At 72.8% G+C, this 23,738-nt stretch carries 19 protein-coding genes, 3 pseudogenes and 1 riboswitch; of the genes and pseudogenes, 15 read left to right on the top strand and 7 right to left on the bottom strand.

Annotated features, from left to right (window positions below; translation table 11 throughout):
• Window positions 1-586 precede the first annotated feature (586 nt).
• Together BIV25_RS10295 and BIV25_RS10290 are read left to right on the top strand one after the other, a co-directional pair.
• Complete coding sequence (locus tag BIV25_RS10295) at window positions 587-1,258, top strand: acetate uptake transporter family protein (RefSeq protein ID WP_071371895.1); 672 nt, start codon at window positions 587-589, stop codon at window positions 1,256-1,258.
• 44 nt (window positions 1,259-1,302) lie between these two features.
• Window positions 1,303-2,064, top strand: coding sequence for a DUF1345 domain-containing protein (locus BIV25_RS10290; protein WP_256255722.1), 762 nt, complete (start codon window positions 1,303-1,305; stop codon window positions 2,062-2,064).
• 24 nt (window positions 2,065-2,088) lie between these two features.
• Here BIV25_RS10290 and BIV25_RS10285 read toward each other — a convergent pair whose 3' ends face one another.
• Window positions 2,089-2,550, bottom strand: coding sequence for a nuclear transport factor 2 family protein (locus BIV25_RS10285; RefSeq protein WP_071371894.1), 462 nt, complete (start codon window positions 2,548-2,550; stop codon window positions 2,089-2,091).
• Window positions 2,551-2,643: 93 nt separating this feature from the next.
• On the opposite strand from BIV25_RS10285, the gene BIV25_RS10280 reads away from it, so the two are divergent.
• Window positions 2,644-3,204 carry a TetR/AcrR family transcriptional regulator gene (locus tag BIV25_RS10280; RefSeq protein ID WP_256255727.1) on the top strand — a complete coding sequence of 187 codons (561 nt, stop codon included), beginning with the start codon at window positions 2,644-2,646 and terminating at the stop codon, window positions 3,202-3,204.
• A gap of 37 nt (window positions 3,205-3,241) precedes the next feature.
• On the opposite strand, the gene BIV25_RS10275 is transcribed toward BIV25_RS10280, so the two are convergent.
• A complete protein-coding gene (locus tag BIV25_RS10275; protein ID WP_256255721.1) occupies window positions 3,242-3,826 on the bottom strand; it encodes a TetR/AcrR family transcriptional regulator in 585 nt (194 codons plus the stop codon).
• A 94-nt stretch (window positions 3,827-3,920) separates the two neighbouring features.
• On the opposite strand from BIV25_RS10275, the gene BIV25_RS10270 reads away from it, so the two are divergent.
• Both BIV25_RS10270 and BIV25_RS49170 read left to right on the top strand, forming a co-directional pair.
• Window positions 3,921-4,352: a tautomerase family protein gene (locus tag BIV25_RS10270; protein WP_071371892.1), complete on the top strand. Its 432-nt coding sequence runs from the start codon at window positions 3,921-3,923 to the stop codon at window positions 4,350-4,352.
• A pseudogene (locus BIV25_RS49170) lies at window positions 4,345-4,487 on the top strand (dehydrogenase); the annotation flags it as partial. The gene BIV25_RS10270 and the pseudogene BIV25_RS49170, both read left to right, overlap by 8 nt.
• Before the next feature lie 223 nt (window positions 4,488-4,710).
• Here the strand turns inward: BIV25_RS49170 and BIV25_RS10260 are convergent.
• From BIV25_RS10260 to BIV25_RS10245, 4 genes are all read right to left on the bottom strand, one after another.
• Window positions 4,711-5,139, bottom strand: a complete 429-nt coding sequence (locus tag BIV25_RS10260; RefSeq protein ID WP_071371890.1) for an ankyrin repeat domain-containing protein — start codon at window positions 5,137-5,139, stop codon at window positions 4,711-4,713.
• Window positions 5,136-5,669, bottom strand: a complete 534-nt coding sequence (gene cpt / locus BIV25_RS10255; protein ID WP_071371889.1) for a chloramphenicol phosphotransferase CPT — start codon at window positions 5,667-5,669, stop codon at window positions 5,136-5,138. The genes BIV25_RS10260 and cpt overlap by 4 nt, the downstream gene beginning before the upstream one ends.
• Before the next feature lie 52 nt (window positions 5,670-5,721).
• Window positions 5,722-6,156, bottom strand: coding sequence for a RidA family protein (locus tag BIV25_RS10250; protein ID WP_079176543.1), 435 nt, complete (start codon window positions 6,154-6,156; stop codon window positions 5,722-5,724).
• A 113-nt stretch (window positions 6,157-6,269) separates the two neighbouring features.
• Window positions 6,270-7,022, bottom strand: a complete 753-nt coding sequence (locus BIV25_RS10245) for an NPP1 family protein (protein ID WP_071371949.1) — start codon at window positions 7,020-7,022, stop codon at window positions 6,270-6,272.
• Window positions 7,023-7,346: 324 nt separating this feature from the next.
• On the opposite strand from BIV25_RS10245, the pseudogene BIV25_RS46700 reads away from it, so the two are divergent.
• The 9 genes and pseudogenes from BIV25_RS46700 to BIV25_RS10195 all read left to right on the top strand — a co-directional run.
• Window positions 7,347-8,607 (top strand): annotated as a pseudogene (locus tag BIV25_RS46700) (MMPL family transporter); the annotation flags it as partial.
• Window positions 8,608-8,616: 9 nt separating this feature from the next.
• Window positions 8,617-9,012 (top strand): annotated as a pseudogene (locus tag BIV25_RS54285) (response regulator transcription factor); the annotation flags it as partial.
• Window positions 9,013-9,112: 100 nt separating this feature from the next.
• A complete protein-coding gene (locus tag BIV25_RS10225) occupies window positions 9,113-9,988 on the top strand; it encodes an isocitrate lyase/phosphoenolpyruvate mutase family protein (RefSeq protein ID WP_071371886.1) in 876 nt (291 codons plus the stop codon).
• 148 nt (window positions 9,989-10,136) lie between these two features.
• Window positions 10,137-11,804, top strand: coding sequence for an alkaline phosphatase family protein (locus BIV25_RS10220; RefSeq protein ID WP_071371885.1), 1,668 nt, complete (start codon window positions 10,137-10,139; stop codon window positions 11,802-11,804).
• Between the two features lie 312 nt (window positions 11,805-12,116).
• Window positions 12,117-12,563 (top strand): lamin tail domain-containing protein, encoded by a 447-nt coding sequence (locus BIV25_RS10215; protein ID WP_256255719.1) that lies wholly within the window; start codon window positions 12,117-12,119, stop codon window positions 12,561-12,563.
• Window positions 12,564-12,799: 236 nt separating this feature from the next.
• Window positions 12,800-16,921, top strand: a complete 4,122-nt coding sequence (locus BIV25_RS10210) for a bifunctional nitrate reductase/sulfite reductase flavoprotein subunit alpha (protein WP_071371883.1) — start codon at window positions 12,800-12,802, stop codon at window positions 16,919-16,921.
• A 98-nt stretch (window positions 16,922-17,019) separates the two neighbouring features.
• Window positions 17,020-17,191: riboswitch (M-box (ykoK) riboswitch) on the top strand.
• Window positions 17,192-17,503: 312 nt separating this feature from the next.
• Window positions 17,504-18,850 (top strand): magnesium transporter MgtE N-terminal domain-containing protein, encoded by a 1,347-nt coding sequence (locus tag BIV25_RS10205; RefSeq protein WP_071371882.1) that lies wholly within the window; start codon window positions 17,504-17,506, stop codon window positions 18,848-18,850.
• The gene (locus tag BIV25_RS10200; protein ID WP_256255718.1) at window positions 18,847-20,139 is read left to right on the top strand and encodes an NRAMP family divalent metal transporter; all 1,293 of its coding nucleotides are present in this window, start codon (window positions 18,847-18,849) and stop codon (window positions 20,137-20,139) included. The genes BIV25_RS10205 and BIV25_RS10200 overlap by 4 nt, the downstream gene beginning before the upstream one ends.
• 135 nt (window positions 20,140-20,274) lie before the next feature.
• The gene (locus tag BIV25_RS10195; RefSeq protein ID WP_071371881.1) at window positions 20,275-21,306 is read left to right on the top strand and encodes a cytochrome c oxidase assembly protein; all 1,032 of its coding nucleotides are present in this window, start codon (window positions 20,275-20,277) and stop codon (window positions 21,304-21,306) included.
• A gap of 67 nt (window positions 21,307-21,373) precedes the next feature.
• On the opposite strand, the gene BIV25_RS10190 is transcribed toward BIV25_RS10195, so the two are convergent.
• On the bottom strand, window positions 21,374-22,339 hold the full coding sequence (locus tag BIV25_RS10190; RefSeq protein ID WP_256255717.1) for an SGNH/GDSL hydrolase family protein: 966 nt from the start codon (window positions 22,337-22,339) through the stop codon (window positions 21,374-21,376).
• A gap of 182 nt (window positions 22,340-22,521) precedes the next feature.
• Between BIV25_RS10190 and BIV25_RS10185 the strand changes: the two genes are divergently transcribed.
• The gene (locus BIV25_RS10185; protein ID WP_071371880.1) at window positions 22,522-23,724 is read left to right on the top strand and encodes a CdaR family transcriptional regulator; all 1,203 of its coding nucleotides are present in this window, start codon (window positions 22,522-22,524) and stop codon (window positions 23,722-23,724) included.
• Window positions 23,725-23,738: the final 14 nt, after the last annotated feature.

Here is a 23,738-nt window from a genome sequence, read left to right as displayed (position 1 = left end):
TCTCGGGATGCCGTCGGCATCGTGCCTTCGGACAAAGGGAGTTGACGGATCGACGCGTCACCGACCGCCTGTGTCGCTCCCTGGTGTGGTCTTCGCGCGCGCCACCCGCCCCCGGCCCCCGCAGGTCCGAAGACCGGCACCCTGCGTGTACCGTCCTTCACCCCGTGCGTCCTGCGACGCCGCCGTTGTTCTGGCCACTGTGGCTGCCACCACCCTGCCCACCGTGATCGCGGCGGCGCCCGCCCGGTGCGCGGACTGTTGCGGCGGCCCGGTCGTCGTGGCCCCGCTGTCCACGGCACCGCCGAGCACCGGAGCCTGTACGAGCCCCGAGCCGGTGGCGTGCCAGATCCGCCGCGAGACCCCGCAGGAGCCGGCTCGGGCGCGACATGGCCAAGTACGGCAACCCGCTCGGCCCGACCGCCGACCAGCTGCACGCCGAGTACGGCTCCTGGGAGAAGGCCGCCGACGCCTCGGCCTCCTCCTCGTATGTCCGGGCCTGCATTCACCCGGCCCGGACATGCCTAATGAATACGACAAACGGGTACTTTTCGGAAAGACGGACAACGGGAGACAAAGGAAACCGGTCATGAACGAGGACACGAGGACCTTGCACCCGGAGCAGCCGCCCGCGCACACCCAGCCCGCGGCGGCCCGCGGCGACCCGGCCCCGCTGGGCCTGGCCGGCTTCGCCCTCACCACCCTGCTGCTCTCGGTCATCAACGCCAACCTGCTCAAGGAGGGCGCCGCGATCATTCCGGTGCTGGGGCTCGCCCTGTTCTACGGCGGTCTCGCCCAGTTCGCGGCGGGCCTGTTCGAGTTCCGGCGCGGCAACACGTTCGGCGCCACGGTGTTCGTCTCGTACGGCGCCTTCTGGCTGGGCTACTGGTGGATCGCGCCACGCCTGGCCCTCGCCGGTGACGCGCACAACGCCCTCGGCCTGTTCCTGCTCGGGTGGGCCGTCTTCACCGCCTACATGGCCGTCGCCGCGCTGCGGGTCGGTCTCGCGGTGCTGGCCGTGCTGGTGCTGCTGACGCTCACCTTCGTCTTCCTGGCCATCGGCGCGTTCCAGACCGGGTCCGAGCCGCACGCCCTGACCCAGATCGGCGGATGGTTCGGCATCCTCACGGGGCTGGCCGCCTGGTACGCGTCGGCGGCGACCGTCATCAACGAGACACACGGCCGCACCCTCCTGCCCGTGGGCTCGCGTCGGCCCGGTCCGGCTCCGGCGCGCGCGTCGAGCATTCCGCCCGAGGCGTGAGGGGGGTTCACGCAGGCAGGGGGCCACCCGCGACAATCCTCTTCATGAACGACGGCATGCATGACGACACGGGCGGCGGGACGGGCGACGCCGAGAGCCGCCTCGCCAGGATCGAGCGGTTGCTGGAGAGCGGTGAGCGGGAACTCGTCCCCGCCTGGCAGCGAGTGACCCGGGGGGAGCCACGCTGGACGGTCACCGTCGTGATCCTCACGGCCGTCGGCCTCCAGCTCACGCTGCCGCACCGGCTCATCCTCCTGCACCCCGCCTGGGCCATGCCCGTGCTGGAACTGGTGCTGCTGGCCGGCCTGGTCGCCGCCAACCCCCGCCGGGTGGAGCCCGGCACCCGGTGGCTGCGATGGCTGGGCCTCGCCCTGATCTGCGTCATCAGCCTGGCCAACGGCTGGGCGGCGGTCCGGCTCGTCGCGGATCTGGTGAACGGTCAGGGAGCCGACCAGGCGGTGCCGCTGCTGCTGACCGGCGGCGTCATCTGGGTCACGAACGTCATCGTGTTCGCCCTGTGGTACTGGGAGTGGGACCGGGGCGGCCCGATGGCCCGGGTCCAGGGACAGCACCGGTACGCGGACTTCCTCTTCGTCCAGATGCAGAGCCCGGAGATCGCCCCGTCGGACTGGGAACCGGCCTTCCTGGACTACCTCTACCTGTCCTTCACCAACGCCACCGCCTTCAGCCCGACCGACGTCATGCCCCTGTCCCGCTGGTCCAAGATGCTGATGATGCTCCAGTCGTCGGTGTCCCTGGTGACAGTGGTCCTCGTGGTCGCCCGAGCCGTGAACATCCTGAAGTAGCGGAGCCGTACCCCGTCGGCCGCATCACCGCGGGGCCGAATCCGGGTCGGCCCGGGGTCGCACGTCGGCGACCGCCGGGCTGTCCATGTAGTCGCGGACGCGGGACAGCAGTCCGTCCCGGACGTGCAGGATCAGGAGGCCGGGGACGGCGAAGGCGGTGGGCCGGTCCGGCGGGGCTCCCACGGCGACGTGGACGACGTGCTCGGCGACGATCACCCGCGGATCGGCGGTCTCGTGGACCGCGACCTCGCTGATCTCGGTCACCCGGGCGGGGCTGGCGCCCCAGACCGCCCGGTATCCCGCGCGCACGGACTCGCGGCCCTCGAAGCACGGCGGGAATCCGGGCGAGGTGAACGGGAACTCGTGCACCGCGTCCACGGCGTACAGATCGGCGAGATCGTCGGCAGACTTGTCCCGCATGGCCTGGTAGTAGCGGGCCAGCACCTCACGCGGGGTGCGAGCGGCAGGTGTCGTCAGGTCCGGCACGGGGATCGCCCCATTCGCTCAACGGTTGTTGACTCACTGAGCGTAAAAGCGCGCCGGACCCTTGGTCAACGGTTGTAGAGTGAATAGGTGTCCATGCCACACCGGTCGCGTGCCGAGCGCCGTCGCGCCACCGAGGCGCGTATCCTCGCCAGCGCCCGCCGGCTGTTCGCCGAGAAGGGCTACGAACGCACCACCATCCGCGCCGTGGCGAGCGCGGCGGGCGTCGATCCGGCCCTGGTGATGCAGTACTTCGGTGCCAAGCGCGACCTGTTCGCTCAGGCTGTGCAGGCCGTCCCCGTGCTGCCGACGGCCACCGACGCCGACGCGCTCACGGATCAGCTGCTGGCCACCCTCGGCCTCAAGCTCGGCGGTCTCCCCGAGGGCGTGCTGGCGATGATGCGCTCCATGCTCACCGACCCGGCCGCCGCCGACCAGGTCCGGGATGCCCTGACCCGCCAGATCGAGGCGGTCGCGGCGGCCATGCCCGCGGCCGAGGACCCCGAGCTGCGTGCCGCCCTGCTCGTCAGCACCCTGCTCGGCATCACCATCGGCCATCAGCTTCTCGGCCTGCCCCCGCTGCGGGGCGCCGAGGCCGATCGCGTCGTCGACATCCTCCGGCCGGCCGTCAAGTCCCTGACGGCGTCGGCGGACTGACCCCCGCCCGGAACCGGTCCGGGCTCGGTGGGTGCGGTCAGTCCGTGGTCGTGGCGAGGATCAGGGCCCGGAGCTGGTCCGCCGTGTGGTCCAGGGGCTGGGTGCTGCGCTTGGCGCGGCACATGGCGACCGTGCCCTCCACGGCCGCGACGGTGAGCGTCGCCAGCTGCGCGGCCTGTGCGGGCTCGGCGCCGTGCGCGCGCAGGGAGTCGGCCAGCAGGCCCTCCCACGTGGTGAAGACGTCGGCGGCGGCCACCAGGGCGGCGGGTGTCTCGTCGCTCGGGGGTTCCTCGATGGCCACGGCGAGGACCGGGCAGCCGGCCCGGAAGTCGCTGTCCACCACGATCCCGCGCCACAGGCCGAGGAAGGCCCGCAGCCCGGCGACCGGCCCCGCCTCCAGCTCCTTGCGCAGGGTGCGGGCGATCCATTCGCCGGTGTAGCGGACGGCCTCGGTGGCCAACTGCTGCTTGCCGTCCGGGAAGTAGTGGTAGGTCGAACCCAGCGGCGCCCTGGCGTGCTTGGCCGTCTCGCGGATGCTCGTGGCGTTCAGGCCGCGCCGACTGATCATGTCGGCCGCACCGGCCACGATCCGCTCGCGCGGCGTCGGGGTGGGCTTGCTCACGTTCTCGGTCCCTTCTGCCCCACTGGCTATAACGACCGTCATAGTCTAGCGTGACGGCGCTGTATAACGACTGTCATAGAGGAGGAGTGCCCAGATGCCGATGATCCGGCTCACAGCCCCCGCCGGTGCCCTGACCGAAGCAGGCCGGCACCGTGTTCAGCGGGACCTCGCGGCGGTGCTGCTGCGCTGGGAGGGCGCCCCCGACACCGCGTTCTTCCGCGCCCAGGCCTGGAGCTACCTCGACGAACTGCCCGAGGGCGCGCAGACCACCGCCGAGGACGCCGAGCTGCGCCTCCTGGTGCAGGTGACCGTCCCCGAAGGCGCCCTGTCCGAGCGCCGCAAAGCCGGTCTGGTCGAGGACGTCACGAAGACCGTGCTGGCCGCCGCCGGGCTGGAGCAGTCCGACGCGCCGCGGGTGTGGGTGCTCGTGCACGAGCAGGCCGACGGCACCTGGGGCGCCGGCGGCTCCGTCATCCGCCACGCCGACCTGGTGGCCCTCGCGAAGGGGCAGCGCACCGATGCGTGAACTGACCTACGTCGCCCGGCGCACCGTCGAGTGGCGCGAGGCCCCGACCCGAGGCTCCAGGGCGACGGCGAGGCGATCGTCGCCCCGGTGACGGCCACCCCCTGCGACGTGGACTCCGCCATCCTGGCGGGGCACGCCACGTGGCGGAGGGTCCCGCTGGAGAGACCGCTGTGCGTGCGCGCCCGCGTCACGGGCGCGGCGGGCCGCAAGGTGTCCGTGACCGGATCGATCACGACCGAGGCGGACCCCGATGCCCGACTGGTCGTGGCCGACGCGGTGTTCATCGCTCCGGACCCGCAACGGGACCGCGCGCTGTTTCCCGGGATGCGGGCGCAGCCGTAGTCGTCCTGCCGCCGTGTCAGACGCCCGAAGCGGTGGCCTCCGCGGCGCTCAGCACGGCCGCGGTCTCGGAATGGCCGCAGTCGCGCGCCCACTCCAGGGCGGTGCGGCCGGTGCCGTCGTCCTCGCGCAGCAGGGGATCGGCACCGTGCTCCAACAGCGCACGCACCGTTTCTGTGTGCCCCCAGCACGCGGCCGCGCACAACGGGGTGCCCTCCGAGCCGAGTCCGCCGCTCTCGGTGTCGGGGCGGGCCCCGGCCGCCAGGAGCAGCCGGGCGATCGCGGCCTGTCCGTGCACGGACGCGCGGTACAGCGGGGTGGCGCCGTCGCGGTCACCCCGCTCCGGGTCCGCCCCGGAGCGCAGGAGCGCTGCCACGCGGGAGACGTCGTCGTACAGGATCGCGGTGAGCAGATGCCGGGAGAGCTTCTTGCGTCGACGGTGGTTCACCGGAGGTGTCCCGCGATGGTCCGTGCGCACTCCATCGACTCGGTGTGGGTGGTGTCCACCTCCAGGTCGTAGGTCACGCCCCGGTGGACGAGGTCCGCCTGGGTGGCGGCCATCCCGGTGACGCGGTCACCCCGGGCGGTCTCCCGCCCCGCTGCGACATCGGCGTCACAGCGAACCCCGACCCACAGCACGCGCAGGTCGGCCAGAGCCTTCTGCCAGCGCTGCTGTGACTCCGCCCCGCCGAGGAAGACCTCGTCGAGGACGACCCGCGCGCCCGAGCGGGCCAGCGCGGCGACCCCCTCGATCCATGCCGCCTCCAGCCGCCGGAACTCCGGCCCGACCGTGACCTCTCCGTCCTGGGCGAAGCCGATCCCGGTGTCCGAGGCCCGCATGGCCGCCGGCATCGCGTCGACCAGTGTGTCCGTGCCGAGGGCCAGCCACGGATCCGGCAGGATGGCCTGGAGACATCGCACGATCCCGGACTTGCCGGAGCTGGAGCCACCGTTGAGCACGATCACCTGGGTTGTCACCGGGCCAGAGTAGGGGAGCCAGGGACCGCGACAAAGTGGTGTTCGACCGCCTTCACGGCGCCGCGAACTCCGGTTTCCCGGTCACGGGGGCGAGGGCGGCGACGCCGTCGATCTCGACGCGCACCCCGTCGCGGACGAGGTGGGCGACGACCGTCGTCCTGGCGGGGAGCAGCGGGCAGTCCGCGAAGAACTCCCGGTACACGACGTTGAATCGGGCGAAATCGCGTCGGTCGCTCAGGTAGCAGGTGCACTTGACGATCAGGTTCTTGCGGCTGCCCGCCGCCACGACGACCGCGACGAGGTTGCGCAGCACCTGGCGGACCTGGTCGCCGAAGTCGTCCGGTATCTCGTGCGTGGCCGGGTCGAGCGGCCCCTGTCCGGAAGTGAACACCAGGTCACCGACCCTGATCCCCTGGGACAGCGGCGGCTCGGTGCCGTCGGGGAAGCGTACGAACGGAGCGTTCTCGGTGTGGATGCCCTCGATCATGGCGGCATTCTCCCGTACCGGAGCCGACGGTACGGGAGAAGTGCGCGATGCCATGACGTGAGACGAGCCGGTGCGCCCCTGCCGGCGTGGTGTCAGGTGTCAGGTCACAGGTGTCAGGCGTTCGGGTCGAAGGGGATGCCCGACGGCATGGAGTGCACCAGGGCGTACGCGAAGTCGCCGTCCTTGATCTTGATGGTCGCCGCGCCGAAGTCGGCGCTCATGAGCTTGTCGCGGAACCCGGGCGGGTAGCCGTTCCAGCCCACCAGCCGCGGGTAGAACCAGCCGCCGGTCACGTTCTCCGGGGGCTCGTCATTGGCGTTGGCGAAGCGGAAGTCGTGGGTCGAGATGCCGTCCTTGTGGTAGACGATCTTCGGATGGGTGCCGTCGAAGCGGACCGAGGAGCGGGCGGCCACCTGGTAGCCGGTGTGCTGGGACACCGACACGTACTGGACCTCGTTGTCGTTGATCCACACCACCACGTGCTCCCAGTCGTGGGTGTGCCCGATGGCCGCCGGACCCAGGGTCGCCTGGTCCTTCTCGAAGTAGCTGGCGTACACGACCGCACACCAGCCGTTGTTGCACTTCTCGCGTGAATAGGTGTTGGCGTTGGCGAGCTGCGCGTAGTCGTGGCAGTGGCCGTTGACGTCGCCGCCGAGCTTCAGACCGGGGTTGATCCGGCCGTCGGCGCCGATGGCGGCCGTGGCGTAGCAGCCGTCGTAGTCGTAGTCGTAGGCGGGGGAGAAGGTCTGTTCCAGGCCGTCGGCGTTCTGCGGCAGCAGCGTCAGGACGTCGGCGTCGGCCTGCGCGGGGAGTGTCAGTACGAGAGCCAGCGCGGCGAGTACGACGGCCGGGACCGACCGGCGCAGCCGCGGCCGGCGTCGGCCGCCGGATGCCGGACCGGCGGGAACTCGTGTGGGGGAAAAGGGGGTTCGCACCTCAACTCCTCATGCGTGAGCCTCGGACGGGGCGTGGTCGCGCCGCGAACCTAAAGGTCTGGACCTCTTGCGTCAAGAGGTGAAGTAAGGGGTGAGGGAATGGAGTTGAGGTGTGTCGCTCGATCCGCCGTGTCCTCCCCGCGCAGTACGCCGTGCTCCTCCCCGAGGCGGAGCGGAGCGCTTCGGCTCGTGCCCTGTCACCAGGCCGTATTGCCGGCACCGGCACGATGTCCGGGCACCCCTCCGCCCGCCAGGCTGGTCAGGTCCCCCTTCCGGTGGCGCCGGCCGGTGGCGTTGGTGTGGGCCGTGCTGCTCCGTGCCGTGGCAGTCGGCGCCGTCAGGGCTCCGGCCGCCTCAGACGGCGGCACGTCCTTCATGCCCGGCATCGAGGCGCGGCGGGCCTTCGATCTCATCGGGCAGCGATTCCCGGGCTCGGCCGCCGACGGCGCCGCCGAGCGGATCGTGTTCGTCGCACCGCACGGGGAGAAGGTGACCTCGTCCGGCCATCGCGCCGCCGTCGACACCCCGGTGTCGGAGGCCGTCGGCGAGCCGAAGGTCTCGGGTGCCGTGAAGCCGTTCACCGCGGGCGCGGTGAGCAAGGACGGCGCCACCGCCTACGCCACCGTGAACTTCACGGTGAAGGCCGACGCGCTCACCGCCTCCGACGAGGCCGCGCTGGAGCAGGCCATCGCCCGGGCCCGCGACTGCGGCCTCACGGTCGAGACCGGCGGCACCGCGCTCGCCTCGAAGACCGCGGCGGGCGGCTCGTCGGAGGTCATCGGCATCGGCCCCGCCGCGATCGTCCTGCTGATCACCTTCGGCTCCCCCGCGGCCGCCGGACTTCCCCTGCTCGCGGCGGTCGTCGGGGCCGGGGTCAGCATGGCCGCGACCCTGGCCCTCGGCCCTCTTCGTCGTCTCGCGCTACCGCGAGGAACGGGACGCCGGGGCACGCGCCGGCCGACGCCGCCGGTCTCGCCGTGGGTACGGCGGGCTCGGCCGTGGTCTTCGCGGGGCTCACCGTGGTCATCGCGCTGGCCGGCCTGGCCGTGGCCGACGTGCCGATGCTGACCAAGACGGGCCTGTGCGCGGCTGGCGCCGTGGCCGTCGCCGTCCTGGTCGCCCTCACCCTCGCCCCGACCCCGCTCGGCATGTGGCCGAACGCCGTCGTGTCCCGGTCCGTGGGCAAGCGTGGCCGTGCCGCCCGGTCCACCGGCACCGCGGGTGCCCGCTGGGCGCGCTTCGTCCTGCGCCGCCCGGTGGCCGTCCTGCTGGCGTGCATCGCGGGACCGGGCGCCCTGGCGCTGCCCGCCACCCGGGTGGGGACGGGCATGCCGGGCGACGAGTCCAAACCGTCTCCGCGACGGAGCGGCGCGCCCACGACGCCCTCGCGCACGGCTTCGGCGCGGGCTTCAACGGGCCCCTGACGATCGTGGTCGACGCCAGGGGCGCCACCGACCCCATGGCCGCCGTCACCGCGATCACCGGTGAGATCCGCGCGACCCACGGAGTCGTGTCGCCGGGTTGACGCGGGCGGGGCGGCGGCTTCTTCGGCAAGGGCGTCAGCCCCGGCGACCCGCTGTCCGGGATCCGCACCGTCGCGGCCGGCGACGCCCTCCTGCCACCCCTCGCCACCCGGGCCCAGATCACCCGCTTCCTGGCCGCCCCGGACACCGACGGCTTCCGTCACCTCCCCGAGGCCGTGCAGACCCTCACCGACCGCGAACGCGAGGTCACCGCCCTCGCCGCCACGCACGGCACGTCCAACGCCGACATCGCCGAACGACTCGTCCTGAGCCCACTGACCGTACGCGGCCGCATCCAGCGGGCCATGACCAGGCTCGACGCCGGCGACCGTGCCCAACCCGTCGTCATCGCCTACCAGAGCGGCCTGGTGGGACCGCCGACCCGACCGGGCGGGTGAGGCGGGCTCCGCAGCACGGAGCAGCACGCGGCCCCGGTCCGCTCGCGGTCCTGTCGCAAACCGGCCAGCATCACCGCCGCCGGTCACGTACAACGGGGACATGACGACTCACCGCGACACCGCTCAGCTCGCTCAGCGAGAACTGGCCGCCACCCTGCGCGCGTTGCACGCGTCCTCGGACGGCCGCGCGCTGGTGCTGCCCAACGCCTGGGACGCCGCGAGCGCCGCGCTCATCGCGCAGGCGGGTGCCCGGGCGATCGCGACGACCAGCGGGGGAGTGGCATGGTCGGCGGGACGGCCCGACGGGCACGGCCTGACCCGGGATCAGATGGCAGCGGCCGTACGGCGGATCGCCGAGGTGGTCGACGTGCCCGTGAGCGCCGACATCGAGGGCGGTTACGGCCCTGACGCCGAGGACGTCGAGGCCACCGTCCGGGCCGTGGTCGAGGCCGGCGCGGTCGGCGTCAATCTGGAGGACTCACTGGCGCCGGGCGGCCCGCTGCACGACATGCCCGCGCAGGCCGCACGCCTGCGCGCGGCCCGCACCGCCGCCGAGGAGGCCGGGCTGCCCGGACTGTGGCTCAACGCGCGCACGGACGTGTTCCTGTTCGGCATCGGCGACCCCGAGGGCCGTGTGGAGCACGTGCTCTCCCGGGCCAAGGCCTACGCCGAGGCGGGCGCCGACAGCCTGTTCGTCCCCGGTCTCGTGGACCTGGACACGGTGGCCGAACTGGTCCGCCGCGCCCCGCTGCCGGTCAACGTGATGGCCGGGCCGGGCGCACCCGCCGTGACCGCTCTCGAAGCGGTCGGGGTCCGCCGTGTCAGCGTGGGCACCGCACTCGCCCAGACCGCGTACGGGGCGATGCGGCGCGCGGCTGCCGAACTGCTGGACTCGGGCACCTACGCGGCGATGGAGGGCGCCGTGGACTTCGGCACCGTCAACAGCGCGGTCACCACCGCACGCGCGCGGCGCTGACCGCACCTGTGGGACGACTTTGCGTGCGCTGATGGGTTTCTTGGGCTGAACGGGACATGCCGGTCCGCTGCCGTACACGTTCCTCCTCTCGGATGTCCGTGCACGGTCCGCATGATCTCGCTCGCTCAGCACTGTCCGAGGAGAACCCTTGTCCCGACGCCCGTCCCACCCCGCACGCACCGTCACGGCGGCGGCCGCAGCGCTGGCCGCCGTCGGCGCGCTCACCGCGGCGGCCGCGCCCGCCTCCGCGCACGCGCCCGCGCAGCGGCACCCGGCCGCCCGGCACGTTCTGCTGCTGTCCGTCGACGGACTGCACCAGTCCGACCTCGCCTGGTACACGGCCCGCCACCCGCACTCCGCGCTCGCTCAACTGGCGGGCGGCGGCGTGGAGTACACCCACGCGGCGACCACGAACCCGTCCGACTCCTTCCCCGGCATGGTCGGCCAGCTCACCGGCGGTGACCCGGGCGTCACAGGCGTCTACTACGACGACACCTACAGCTCCGCCCTCCTGCCGGCCGGCACCACCACGTGCACCGGCGCCAAGCCCGGTACCGAGGTCGACCTCACCGAGGACCTCGACAAGGACAAGAACGCCCTCGACGCCGGTCAGGGCCTGAAGGGCCTGCCCGGCAGCATCCTCCGGATGACCGGCGACCCCAACCGCCTCCTCGACCCCTCGAAGCTGCCCGTCGACCCGAAGACGTGCAGACCGGTCTACCCGCACTCCTACCTGCGCGTGAACACCGTCTTCGAGGTGGCCCGCAGCGCGGGACTGCGCACCGCCTGGTCCGACAAGCACGCCGCCTACGACATCCTCAACGGCCCCTCCGGCAAGGGTATCCAGGACCTCTTCGCGCCCGAGATCAACAGCAACGCGATCGGCTACGCGGCGGGCGACGACTGGACGAAGGACAGCGCCGCGACCCGGCAGTACGACGGCTACAAGGTGAGCGCCGTCCTCAACGAGATCGACGGCTACGACCACGGCCGTACCCACAAGGTGGGCACGCCGGCGGTCTTCGGCATGAACTTCCAGTCCGTCTCCACCGCCCAGAAGCTGCCCACGTCCGACGGCCTCACCGGCGGCTACCTGGCCAAGGGCGTGCCCGGCCCGCTGCTGGCGAAGAACCTCGACTTCGTGGACCGGCAGGTCGGCGCCTTCCTCGCCGAGCTGCGCAGGCAGCACCTCGCCGACAGCACCACGGTCATCCTGTCGTCCAAGCACGGCCAGTCGCCCACCGACCCCAAGGCGCTGACCCGCATCGACGACGGCCCCCTCCTCGACGGCCTGAACGCCGCCTGGAAGGCCGCTCACCCGGGCGCCGGTGACCTCGTCGCCCACGCGGTGGACGACGACGCCATGCTGATCTGGCTCACCGACCGGTCCAAGACCGCCACCGCCTTCGCCAAGGCCTACCTCCTCTCCCGGTCCGGAACCGGCAACGGCATCGACGGCAGGGCGCGGTCCTTCACGGCGAGCGGGCTGAAGAGCCTGTACGCGGGCGCGGCCGCGGCCGGCTACTTCCACGCCCGCCCGGGCGACTCCCGCGTGCCCGACCTGGTCGGCGTCACCCAGTACGGCGTCGTCTACACCGGCGGCAAGGGCAAGATCGCCGAGCACGGCGGCGCCCACGCCGACGACCTCGACGTCCCGCTCGTCGTCACCGGCGCCGCCACCCCGCACGGCGTCCGCGTCGACAGCCCGGTGCACACCACGCAGATCGCCCCGACGATCCTGCGGCTGCTCGGCCTCGACCCGCGGAGCCTGGACGCCGTACGCGCCGAGCACACCCGGGTCCTCCCGGTGCGCTGAGCCCCCTCGCGCCCGTCACCCGGGCGGTTGATCCGGACGGAGTACGTGCCTGTTACTCACTTTCGGGTGACCGCCCGGTCGGGCATGCGCGGACAGGCCCGATATGCCACTGAATTTCGGCATTCAGGACGTAAATGGTCATTGCATCCGAGAGTTATGGATTGCTGCGGGAAACGTAATGCTCTGCGCGTTTCCCTCACAAAGGTCGCCACAGGCTGGAGGGTGTGCGTACGCGGCCGACCGGCCGCCGACCCGCGCCAACGCGCTCTCGCGAAGGGGGACCCTGTGTCCGTTTCTTCTTCCGTCCGTCGTGTGACGGCCGCCGCTTCCGTGGCCGCCGCCCTGGTGGGCGCAGCGGCCCTGCCTGCCGTGGCCGACGGCCACCACCTGGGCCGTACGCACTCGGTGGTCTACATCAGCGGCGTTCGGCACGACGGTCAGAGCCGGGCCGACCACTCCAACCGCACGCTGAACAACCAGTGGGTGGCGGTCACCAACAGTTCGCGCCGGGCGGTGAACCTGGACCGCTGGACGCTGTCCGACCGGAACGGTCACACGTACACCTTCCACCACGTCCGGCTCGCCGGCCGGGCCACCGTGCGCGTCCACACCGGAGTCGGCCGGAACACCAAGACCGACCTCTACCAGGACCGCCGCATCCGGGTGTGGGACAACAACTCCGACGCCGCGACGCTGCGCGACGACCGCGGTCGCGTGCTCGACGCCGTGTCCTGGGGCGGCCACGGCAAGCGCCACTGACCCCTTCCGCACCCGGCGGCCCCGGACGGCGTTCGCGCCGACCGGGGCCGCCCCCTTTGCCCGGCCCCTTCCTCCGCCACGGTTCCAGGGACCTCGCGGCGGGCTCACACGCGCCCGCCGGCAGCTGTGCGGCAGGCGTAACCGCTGATGATCAGGTGCGGAGACACCGGCGTAATGAGCCGTTCGTACCGTCACGAAGGGTGAGATCAGGTCGAGCACTGGACAGGGAGGCGCCCGTGGCCGCGCCGGGCTCGCGGAGCGAGGGCACGACGAAGGTGCGGACGGTCTGCTCGTACTGCGGAGTGGGCTGCGGCATGGTCCTCGACGTCGGCACAGGACCGGACGGACGGCGTACGGTCCTGAAGGCGAGCGGGGACAAGGAACACCCCGCGAACTTCGGACGCCTGTGCACCAAGGGCGCGACCACCGCCGACATGCTCGCCGCCCCCGGCCGGCTGACCGGCGCCCTGGTCCGGCCGGACCGGGGCGCGGAGCCCCGGCCGGCGTCCCTCGCGGCAGCCGTCACCGAGACCGCCCGCCGACTGCGTGCGATCATCGACGAGCACGGCCCCGACGCGGTCGCGCTCTACGTCTCCGGCCAGATGAGCCTGGAGGCGCAGTACCTGGCGAACAAGCTGGCCAAGGGCTTCATCCGCACCAACCAGATCGAGTCGAACTCCCGGCTGTGCATGGCCGGTGCCGGCACCGGTTACAAACTGTCGCTGGGCGCGGACGGACCGCCCGGCTCCTACCAGGACCTCGACCGGGCCGACGTCTTCCTCGTCATCGGGTCCAACATGGCCGACTGCCACCCCATCCTCTTCCTGCGGATGATGGACCGCGTGAAGTCGGCGGGCGCCAGGCTGATCGTCGTCGACCCGCGACGCACCGCCACCGCCGCCAAGGCCGACCTGTTCCTCCAGATCAGACCCGGCACCGACCTCGCGCTGCTCAACGGACTGCTGCACCTGCTGCACGAGAACGGCCACACCGACCCCGGCTTCATCGCCGCGCACACCGAGGGCTGGGAGGCGATGCCCGGCCTCCTGGCCGACTACCCGCCCGCCGCCGTCGCGGAGATCACCGGCGTCCCGGAGGAGCACATCCGCGAGGCGGCCCGGCTGATCGGCGAGGCGGGGGAGTGGACGAGCTGCTGGACGATGGGCCTGAACCAGTCCACGCACGGCACCTGGAACACCAACGCCCTGGTCAACCTGCACCTCGCCACCGGCGCGATATGCCGCCCCGGCTCCGGCCCCTTCTCGCTGACCGGCCAGCCCAACGCCATGGGCGGCCGCGAGATGGGCTACATGGGGCCGGGACTGCCCGGCCAGCGCTCCGTGCTCGCCGACGCCGACCGGGCCTTCGTCGAGGAGCTGTGGCAACTGGAGCCGGGTGCCCTGCGCGCCGACGGGGTCGGCAAGGGCACGGTCGAGATGTTCCGCAAGATGGCCGACGGGGACATCAGGGCCTGCTGGATCATCTGCACCAACCCGGTCGCCTCCGTCGCCAACCGCAAGACGGTCATCGAGGGCCTGGAAGCCGCCGAATTCGTCGTCACCCAGGACGTGTTCGCCGAGACGGAGACGAACGCCTACGCCGACGTCGTCCTGCCCGGCGCGCTGTGGACCGAGACCGAGGGCGTCCTGGTCAACAGCGAGCGCAACCTGACCCTCGCCCGACCCGCCGCCGACCCGCCCGGCGAGGCGACCGCGGACTGGCGGATCATCGCCGCCGTGGCCCGCGAGATGGGGTACGAGAAGGGCTTCGCGTACGACAGCGCGGAGGAGATCTTCGAGGAGATCAAGCGCGCCTGGAACCCGGTGACCGGCTGGGACCTGCGCGGGGTGAGCTACGAGCGGCTGCGGACCACGCCCGTGCAGTGGCCGGCGGCCACGGAGCAGGGGCCCGACCGCAACCCGGTCCGCTACGTCGGCGAGGACGGCACGCTCACCTTCCCGACGGCGAGCGGCCGCGCGGTCTTCCACGCCCGCCCGCACGTCCCGGCGGCCGAAATGCCCGACGACGACTACCCGTTCGTGCTCAACACCGGCCGGCTCCAGCACCAGTGGCACACCCTGACCAAGACGGCGAAGGTGGCCAAGCTCAACAAGCTCGACCCCGGCCCGTTCGTGGAGGTGCACCCCGAGGACGCGGACCGCCTGGGCCTCGCCGACGGGGACTCGGTGGAGGTCGCCTCGCGACGTGGGCGGGCGGTGCTGCCCGCCGTCGTCACCGACCGGGTGCGGCCCGGCTGCTGCTTCGCGCCGTTCCACTGGAACGACCTGTTCGGGGAGTACCTGAGCGTCAACGCGGTGACCAACGACGCCGTCGACCCGCTGTCGTTCCAGCCCGAGTTCAAGATGTGCGCCGTGTCGCTGACCAAGGTCGCCACCGCGGTGACGGTGCGGCCCCCGGTGCCGGCGGGCGCACAGGCCGCGGCCCCGGCCCCGGTCTCTCTGCCCCCCGCCGCACCGTCCACGGTGTCCGTTCCCGGCCCGTTCGGGCTGGAGCCCGCCCCGCCTCCGCCGGTCCTCGCCGCGCACGAACGCCGTTATCTGACCGGCTTCTTGGCGGGCATCCCGTCCGGCGCCCCCGGCGTCCCGGTCCTGCCGCCGGACGCCCCGTTCAGCCCGGAGCACGCCCTGTGGGTCAACGGCGTCCTGGCCGGCATGTACTCCAGGACGAGCGACGCGACACCCCCGGCCGCGACGGAGCCGCACGCTTCCCGCCGCCAGGTGGTGATCCTCTGGGCTTCGCAGACCGGGAACGCTGAGGAGTTCGCGTCCGCGGCAGCGGAGCGGGTCACCGCGGACGGCCACCGCGCCGCCCTGCTGCCCATGGCGGAGGCGGATCCCGCCACGCTGCCCTCCGACGCCGACCTGCTGCTCATCACGAGCACCTTCGGCGACGGCGACGCCCCCGACAACGGCGCCGGCTTCTGGGACGCCCTCGCCGCGCCCGACGCACCACGCCTCGACGGCAGGCGGTACGCCGTCCTGGCCTTCGGCGACTCCTCCTATGACGACTTCTGCGGCCACGGCCGGCGTCTCGACCGGCGCATGGCGGAGCTGGACGCGACACGGCTGGCCCCGCGCACCGACTGTGAACCGGACTACGAGAGCGAGGCCGGAGACTGGCTCGACCGGATACTCGCCACGCTGGGCACCGCCGAGCAGCCGCCGCCCGCCGAGCCCGCGGCCCCTGCCACCCCGCAGGCCGCACCCCGGCCGGCCCGCCCCACCCCGGTCACCGCCCGCCTCATCGGCAACCGCCTGCTCAGCCTGCCCGGCGCCGGCAAGGAGGTCCGGCGCTTCACCTTCGACACCCGCGACAGCGACGCCCCCCTCGGCTACGAGGCCGGGGACGCCCTGTCCGTACAACCGGTCAACCGGCCGGAGCTGGTGGCCGAATGGCTCGCTGTCACCGGCGTCGACGCGGACACGGCCGTACAGGTCAGGCATGCCGGAGAGGTGTCGTTCGCCGAAGCGCTGCTCCGGCACCTGGACATCTCCCGGGTCACCCCCGACCTGCTGCGCTTCGCCGCCGACCGCACCCGTGACCCGCGCGAGCTGCGCAAGCTGCTCCGGCCCGACAACAAGGGCGAGTTGGCGCAGTGGTCGTGGGGGCGCCAGGCCGTCGACGTCGTCGCCGGGTTCGGCGTCCGGGCCGCGGCGCAGGACTGGGCCGACGTGCTGGGGCGGCTGCAGCCCCGGCTGTACTCCATATCGTCCAGCCCCCTGACCGACGCCCACCTGGTGTCCCTGACGGTCTCCGTGGTCCGGTACGAGAACCCGGACGGGCGGCCCCGCCAGGGCGTGTGCTCGCCGTTCCTCGCGGACGCGGAGCCCGGCACCCCGGTGCCGGTCCGGGTCCACCGGGCACCGCACTTCCGCCCGCCCGCCGACCCCGCCACCCCGGCCGTGATGGTGGGCCCCGGCACGGGCGTCGCGCCCTTCATCGGCTTCCTGGAGGAGCGGCGGGCCCGCGGCCACCGCGCCCCGAACTGGCTGTTCTTCGGCGAACAGCACCGGGCGACGGACTTCTACTACGAGCAGGAGCTGACCGCGTTCCTCGCCGGGGGCACGCTCACCCGCCTCGACACCGCCTTCTCCCGGGACCAGCGCGCCAAGGTCTACGTCCAGGACCGGATGCGCGAACACGGCCCTCTCCTGTGGTCCTGGCTCCAGGACGGCGCCCACTTCTACGTATGCGGCGACGCCTCCCGCATGGCCAAGGACGTCGACCGGGCCCTGCGTGAGATCGCCGTCGCGCACGGCGGCCTGGACGAGGCCGAGGCCGCCACCTATGTGAAGCAACTCGGCGCCGACAAGCGGTATGTGCGGGACGTGTACTGATGCCGGTCTGGTCTCCGTTCCGTAGTGTGCAGGTCAAGGGCAGGTCATGGGTGCGGAAGGCGGATTGCGGTACGCGTATCGTTGGTGCGGACAAACGAAAGGCACCTCGTTCGGTGAGGCGTCTTCACGGACACAGGCCACTGATCCCACCCGTCGAGAGACGCTCCGGATCAGGACAGGTCTCCCCGGCCCAAGGGGTGACCCCAAGTGGCTTCCCCCTACGGGGATCACGCCGTGGAGTGCCAAAGCTCTGACGAGAAGGGGTGTGCCGGGCCGAGTCGGCTCCGGCTGCCCTCCGCCACAGGACCGCGACACTCTCCGCGCGGCCGTGACCGGGAGGAGGCGACATGGACAGTAGTCCGGGCCATAGTCGGCCCCTCATCGTGTTGTCCGCGCCGTCCTTCCGCGGCCCGCAGCAGCCTCCTCGTCGCTGATCCCCGACCGGGTCACCCGGTCGGCAGACCGTGCGCCGGTGCGCGCCCGGTGCGCCGGCGCGGGGACGACATGCGCTGCCACGGGCCGCCCGTAGCCCCGCCATACCGGGGCAAGGGGGTGTTCATCTTGGCTGCCCACACTCTGCTCATGTCCACTTCGGCCCGCCTGCGCGACCGCCGGGTCAACCTGGAGCGCCGTGCCACCACGTCCAAGGCGGTCCGTACCTCGTTGGTCTCCCTCGCCGGGCTGATCGGCGGACCGGCCACCAATCAGTCCGGCGACGAGGTCGGCCGCGTCGTCGACGTCGTCGCCCGGCTCTACGGCACCGACTCCTACCCGCCGGTCACCGGGCTCATCCTGCGCATCGGCCGCCGCCACACCTTCCTGCCCGCCGACGCCCTCGGCAAGGTGCACGCCGGACACGTGCGGCTGCGCACCGCCCGCGTCGACCTGCGTGACTTCGTCCGCCGTCCCGGCGAGGCGCTGCTCGCCAAGGACGTGCTCGACCACCAGCTGGTCGACGTCGACGGCGTCCAGGTGACCCGCGCCGCCGACCTGTATCTCGCGCCCCTGGTCGACCAGGTCGTCCTCGTCGGCGTGGACGTCTCGCTGCCCACCCTGCTGCGCCGGCTCGGCCCGCGCCGCTGGCAGGCCCGCCCCACCCCGGAGCGGGTGCTGGACTGGCAGGCCATAGCCCCCTTCGCCGAGCAGGCCACCGAGGGCCCGCCCGAGGTCCGGCTGCGCGCCTCCCGAGCCGCGCTGCACCGGCTGCGCCCGGCCGACCTCGCCGACATCCTCGAAGACCTCGGCCGCGCCGAACGCCAGCAGCTGCTCGACTGGCTGGAACCGGAGCAGGCCGCCGACGCGCTGGAGGAGATGGAGCCCGCCGAGCTGCAGAACCTGCTGCGCGAGGCACAGCCGGAACACGCCGCCCGCCTGGTCGACGAGATGGAGCCCGACGAGGCCACCGACGCCCTGCGCGACCTCAGGCGCGAGGAGCGCGAGGCCCTGCTGAACCGGATGCCCAAGGACGAGGCCGCCGAACTGCGCCGGCTGCTCGCCCACCGGGAGGGCACGGCGGGCGGTGCGATGACCACGCTGCTGATCACCGCCCGGCCGGACGAGACCGTCGCCGAGGTGCGCGGCCGGCTGGCCGAGCAGCACGAGCACCGCACCGAGATCGACGCGGTCGCCGTGGTGGACGGCACGGACCGGCTGCTGTGCGACATCCCGCTGTTCGACGTCGCGGTGGCCGAGGACACCACCCCCATATCCGACCTCGTCACCTGGCTGGCCCAGTTCGGCCCGCCGGACACCGTCCGTGCCGACACCTCCCTGGCCGAGGCCGCCGACCAACTGGTCGCGGCCCGCGCCTCCTCACTCCTGGTGGTCGACGACAGCGACCGCCCGCTCGGCCGGATCCTGGCCGACGACCTGCTCGACGCGATGCTGCCCGAACGCGGGCGGCTGCACTTCCGGAGGTTCCTGCAGTGACCCGCGACCTCGACACCGCCACCGCGGCACCGCAGGCCACCACGCCCGCACGCCGGACCGGCTGGCGGCGCATCACCATGATCGCGGCGGTGGCCGGACCCGGACTGGTCGCCGCGAACGCGGGCAACGACGCCGCCGGCATCGCCACCTACGCCTCGGCGGGCTCCCAGTTCACCTACGGCACCCTGTTCTTCATGGTGCTCGTGACCCTCGCCCTGGTGATGGTGCAGGAGATGGCCGTCCGCCTCGGCGCCTACACGGGCAAGGGCCTCGGGGCCCTGATCCGCGAGCAGTTCAGCCTCCGCCTGACCGCGCTCGCCGTGTTCTGCCTGCTGCTCGCCAACACCGGCCTGGTGGTGAGCGAGTTCGCCGGCATCGGGGCCGCCTTCGAACTCCTCGGCGTCCCCAAGTGGGCGGTCATCCCGCCGGCCGCGGTGCTGCTCTGGGCGCTGGTGCTGTTCGGCTCCTACCACTGGGCCGAACGCATCTTCCTGATCATGTCGCTGGCCTTCTTCGCCTACCCGGTCGCGATGATCCTCGGCCACCCGGACTGGGGCGCGGTCGGCCACCACCTCGTCGTGCCGCACATGGAACCGAACAAGGCCTTCATCCTGCTGGCAGTCGCCCTGATCGGCACGACGGTCAGCCCGTACATGCAGTTCTACGCCGCCGCTGGCGTCGTCGACCGGGGCGCCAAGCCCGCCGACTACCCGCTGATCCGCGCCGACGCCGTCCTCGGCGCCGTCTTCGCCTGCGTCATCAGCCTGACCATCATCATCGCCACGGCCTCCGCCATCGGCGGCACCGGCCCGCTGGACTCCGCCGCCCAGGCCGCCGAGGCGCTCAAGCCGGTCGCGGGCCGCAACGCCGAGCTGCTGTTCGCGCTCGGTCTGCTCGGCGCATCCGCCCTGGCCGGAGCCGTCGTCCCGCTCTCGGCGAGCTACGCCATAGGAGAGGCCGCGGGCGTGGAGCGCTCCGTCTCCCGCAGCTTCCGGGACGCCCCGCTCTTCCTCGGCCTGTTCACCGCCCAGATCGTGCTGGGCGCGGTGGTCGCGATGACCCCGGTCGACGTCATCCAGCTGCTGATCGGCACCCAGGTCCTGCAGGGCCTGATCAGCCCGATCGTCCTGGTCTACCTCCTGGTGCTGACCAACCGCCGCTCGGTCCTCGGCCCGGCCGCCAACGGCCCGCGCTACCGCGTCGCCGCCACCGCCGTGGTCGTCGGCGTCGCCGCCATGTCGACGATCCTCCTCGTCCAGACGCTCCTCGGCTGGTTCGGTCTCGGCTGATCCACGCCGTTCACCCCGGCGTGCCGCACCCCGATGCCGGGCCGCGGGCTGCCGGGGACTACCGTCCCTTGGTGGACCCGAGCCGGACTCTTCCGCCCCGAGGCCCCCGTACCGAGCCGAAGGAGGACGTTCCGCATGGATGGCCACGCGCCGACCGCACTGGCGGCCGGTCAGCTCCCCGAGCTGACCACAGGACGACTGCTGTCCACGTGGCAGCTGGACATCCCCGCCCTGCTGCTGGTCATCGCCCTGGGCGCGCTCTACGGCTGGGGCCTCGCGCGGCTGCGCGAGCGGGGCGAGCCGTGGCCGCCGGTCCGCGTGGCCGCGTTCGTGCTGCTCGGCCTGGGTGCGCTGGTGGTGGCCACGATGTCCGCGCTGGCCGTCTACGACCATGTGCTGTTCTGGCCGGCCGCCGTGCAGAACGTGCTGCTGGACCTCGTCGCCCCGCTCGGCCTCGCCCTCGGCGACCCGCTGCGGCTCGCCGTCGAGGCTCTGCCGGAGGGCGCCGCCGGACGGCTGCGCCGGGCCGTGTCCGGCCGCCTGGTGCGTGTGCTCACCTTCCCCTTCATCAGCACCGCCCTCGTGCTCGCCACGGAACTGACGGTCTACTTCACGCCGTACTTCGCCACGGCCCTGCGCGTGGGCTGGCTGCACGAGCTGATGTACCTCCACCTGCTCGTGGCCGGCTGTCTCTTCGTCGTACCGATGCTGACCCACGAGCAGACGCTGCCCCGCTGGTGCACCCACCCGGTCCGGGCCGCCCTCGTCTTCCTGGACGGCATCGTCGACGCGGTCCCGGGCGTCGTGGTGATGACGCACGGCACGCTGATCGCGGGCGCCTGGTACCTGCACCACGCGCCGACCTGGTCCCCGGACGTCCGGCACGACCAGCAGATCGGCGGCGGCGCGATGCTCAGCATCGCCGAGCTGGTCGCCCTGCCTTTCCTGCTGGCCCTCCTCTACCAGTGGGCGCGCGCCGAGCGCGTCCAGAACGCCGCCCTGGACCGCCGCCTGGACGCGGAACTCACCCCCGCCGTCGTGCCCGCCCCCGCCGTGGAGCACGCCCAGCGGGCCCCGTCTGCCGAGACCGAGCGGGTACGCCCCTGGTGGGAGACGGAACAGAACGAGGTGGCCCAGCGGATCCGGGGCCAGCACCGGGAGAGGTGACATCGGCCGCGGACCCGGTGGGGCCGGACGGAGCAGGGACTCCGGCCGGCCCCACCGTCGTGTCCGCTCAGGCGCCGAGCGCGTCCAGGACGGCGTTCGCCATCACGCGTTCCCCGGTGGCGTTCGGGTGCAGCGGCAGGGTGGGGGAGGCGGGGACCAGTCCCTCGATCCAGGGCGCCGCGGAACAGCTGTCGTGGCCCCGGGTCGGGGTGAGCGTGTCCACGTACGTGGCGCCGTCGGACCGGGCGGTGGCCGCGAGCGTGTCGTCGAGATCGCCCAGCACGGACCGCAGGAACGCGATGTCCCCGGTCGTGACCGGCAGCCTGCCGAGGCACTTTTCGGGGTCGTCGGGAAGCACCGCCGGATACCCGACGACCAGCACCCTGGCCTGCGGGGCCCGCGCACGGATCAGCCGCAGGGCGCTGCCGAGCTGGGCCGCCGCGGTGTCCGTTCGCTCGTGGAGAGTGTTCTGGTAGTAGTCGCGGCAGGGGGCACCGAGCGGATCCGTCACCGAGAGCGCGGTGCAGGTGACGGCGAGGTCCCCGAAGCCGAAGTCCGAGGTGCCGAGGTTGTCGCCCGCGACGGTGAGCGTGACCAGGGTGGTGTCCGGCGCGACGGCGTCGAGCTGGGGGCCGTTGACCACGACTCCGGCGTCCCTCTGGGCCGTCGTGAGCGCACCGACCTTCGCGCCCGCACAGGTCACGTCCCGGTACGTGCGCGGGCCCAGGGACGCGGCGACGAGCCGACCGTAGTCGTGGTCGGAGCGCATGCACAGGCCCGCGGACTGGTCGGGGATGCCGGCGCCGGCGGCGTACGAGTCCCCGAGCGCCACGTAGGCGCCGGCCGTCGAGGGCGCCGCGTGGGCGGTGGTGGTGGAGACGGCCGCGAGGAGTACGCCGCCGGCGAGGGCGGACGTCCAGCGCAAGAGCGCCTTCACGCCGCGGGCGGGCCGTGCGGTGGCGGGGGCCTCGGCGGTTGTCGTGCGTGGTGCGCGGTGGCTGCGGTGCGTGCTCGGCGATGCGGCTCTGGGCACGGTTGCTCCTGGGGAGACGGGACGACGGAAGCACAACTCCGGTACCGGCCGGTAACGTTGAGGACATCGTCGTAGCCCCCCGCCTCGCGGACCATGTGCCCGCGCACAGCGGCACGACGGCCCCGTTGTGCCCGCGCACACCGCCTTCGTGGACGCCGACGTCCGTTTGTAACCTGCCGGACATGAGCCGCACACCGCCACCGCCCGCCGAGATCGCCCCCGTCGCGGCCGCGCTGCTCGGCCGCGGGCACGAGCTGGGTGTCCGCATGGCCCGCCGTATCCGCGCCGAGGTCGGCTACTACGGAGACGAAGGCCCCGTCGCCTTCGAGGAGCTGACCGCCAGTTGCCGGCGCAACATCGAGCTGGTCTTCGGGCAGCTGGCCCACGGCTGTGCGGCCGGCATGGAGCCGGCGCAGGAGACGGGCCGCAGAGCGGCACGCGAGGGAGCGCCGCTGGGGGAGTTGCTGCATGCCTACCGGGTCGGCTCGGAGTTCCTGTGGTCCGAGCTGGCGTCCGCCGCCCGTGCCGCGGACGCCGTCACCACCGACACCCTCGTGGCCCTCGCGGCGTGGTGGGTGAACGAGGGCCTCGCGGCCGCGGCCAGCGACGCCTACCGCGAGACGGCCGCGGAACTGCTGCTCCAACGTGACCGCGAGCGCTCCGTACTGGTCGAGGCCCTGTTCACGGGCATGCTGACCGACCGCACCACCCTGTGGGAAGCCGCCGATGCGCTCGGCCTGCCGGCCGAGGGTCCCTTCGTGGTCGTGGCGGCCGCCGTCCCCGTGCCCGGCCGCGAGGCGCTGCCCGGCATCGAGCCCCTGCTGCTGGCGGAACGGATCCGCTCGGCCTGGCGGCTGTCGCCCGACCTCCAGGTCGGCATCATGGCCGTGCGCGGCCCGGACGGCGAGGGCGCCGCCCTGCGCGTCCTCGGCGGAGTGCCCACGGCCCGGGTGGGTGCCAGTCCCGGGTACCGCGCCCTGCGGGACACCCCCAGGGCCCTGCGCCTGGCCCGCCTCGCGCTGGCCCGGGTGCCGCGGGAGGCCACGGGCGTCCTGCGGTTCGACGACAGCCCGGTCGCCATGCTGGTGGCCGCGTCCGTGGACGAGGCCACCCGGATCGCGCGCACCGTCTTCGCGCGCGTGCTGGCCCTGCCCGGTGAGGAGCGCGACAGGCTGCTGGCGACCCTGGAGCAGTGGTACGCGGCCGGAGGTTCGGCGGCCGACGCGGCACGGCAGCTGTACTGTCACCGCAACACCGTCCGCTACCGGCTGCGCCGCCTGGAGGAGCTGACCGGCCGTTCCCTCCAGGACCCCCGAGCGGTCGCGGAACTCTCGGTGGCCCTGCACGCCCTGCGGCTGCTGCCGCAACCTTCCGAGGTACCGTGAGCCGTGCATTGTGG

Source organism: Streptomyces sp. MUSC 14, from assembly GCF_001866675.1.
In the GTDB taxonomy this organism is placed as follows: Bacteria; Actinomycetota; Actinomycetes; order Streptomycetales; family Streptomycetaceae; genus Streptomyces.
The sequence above is the reverse complement of the archived record's forward strand: the minus strand, read 5'-3'. Positions and strand labels throughout refer to the sequence as shown.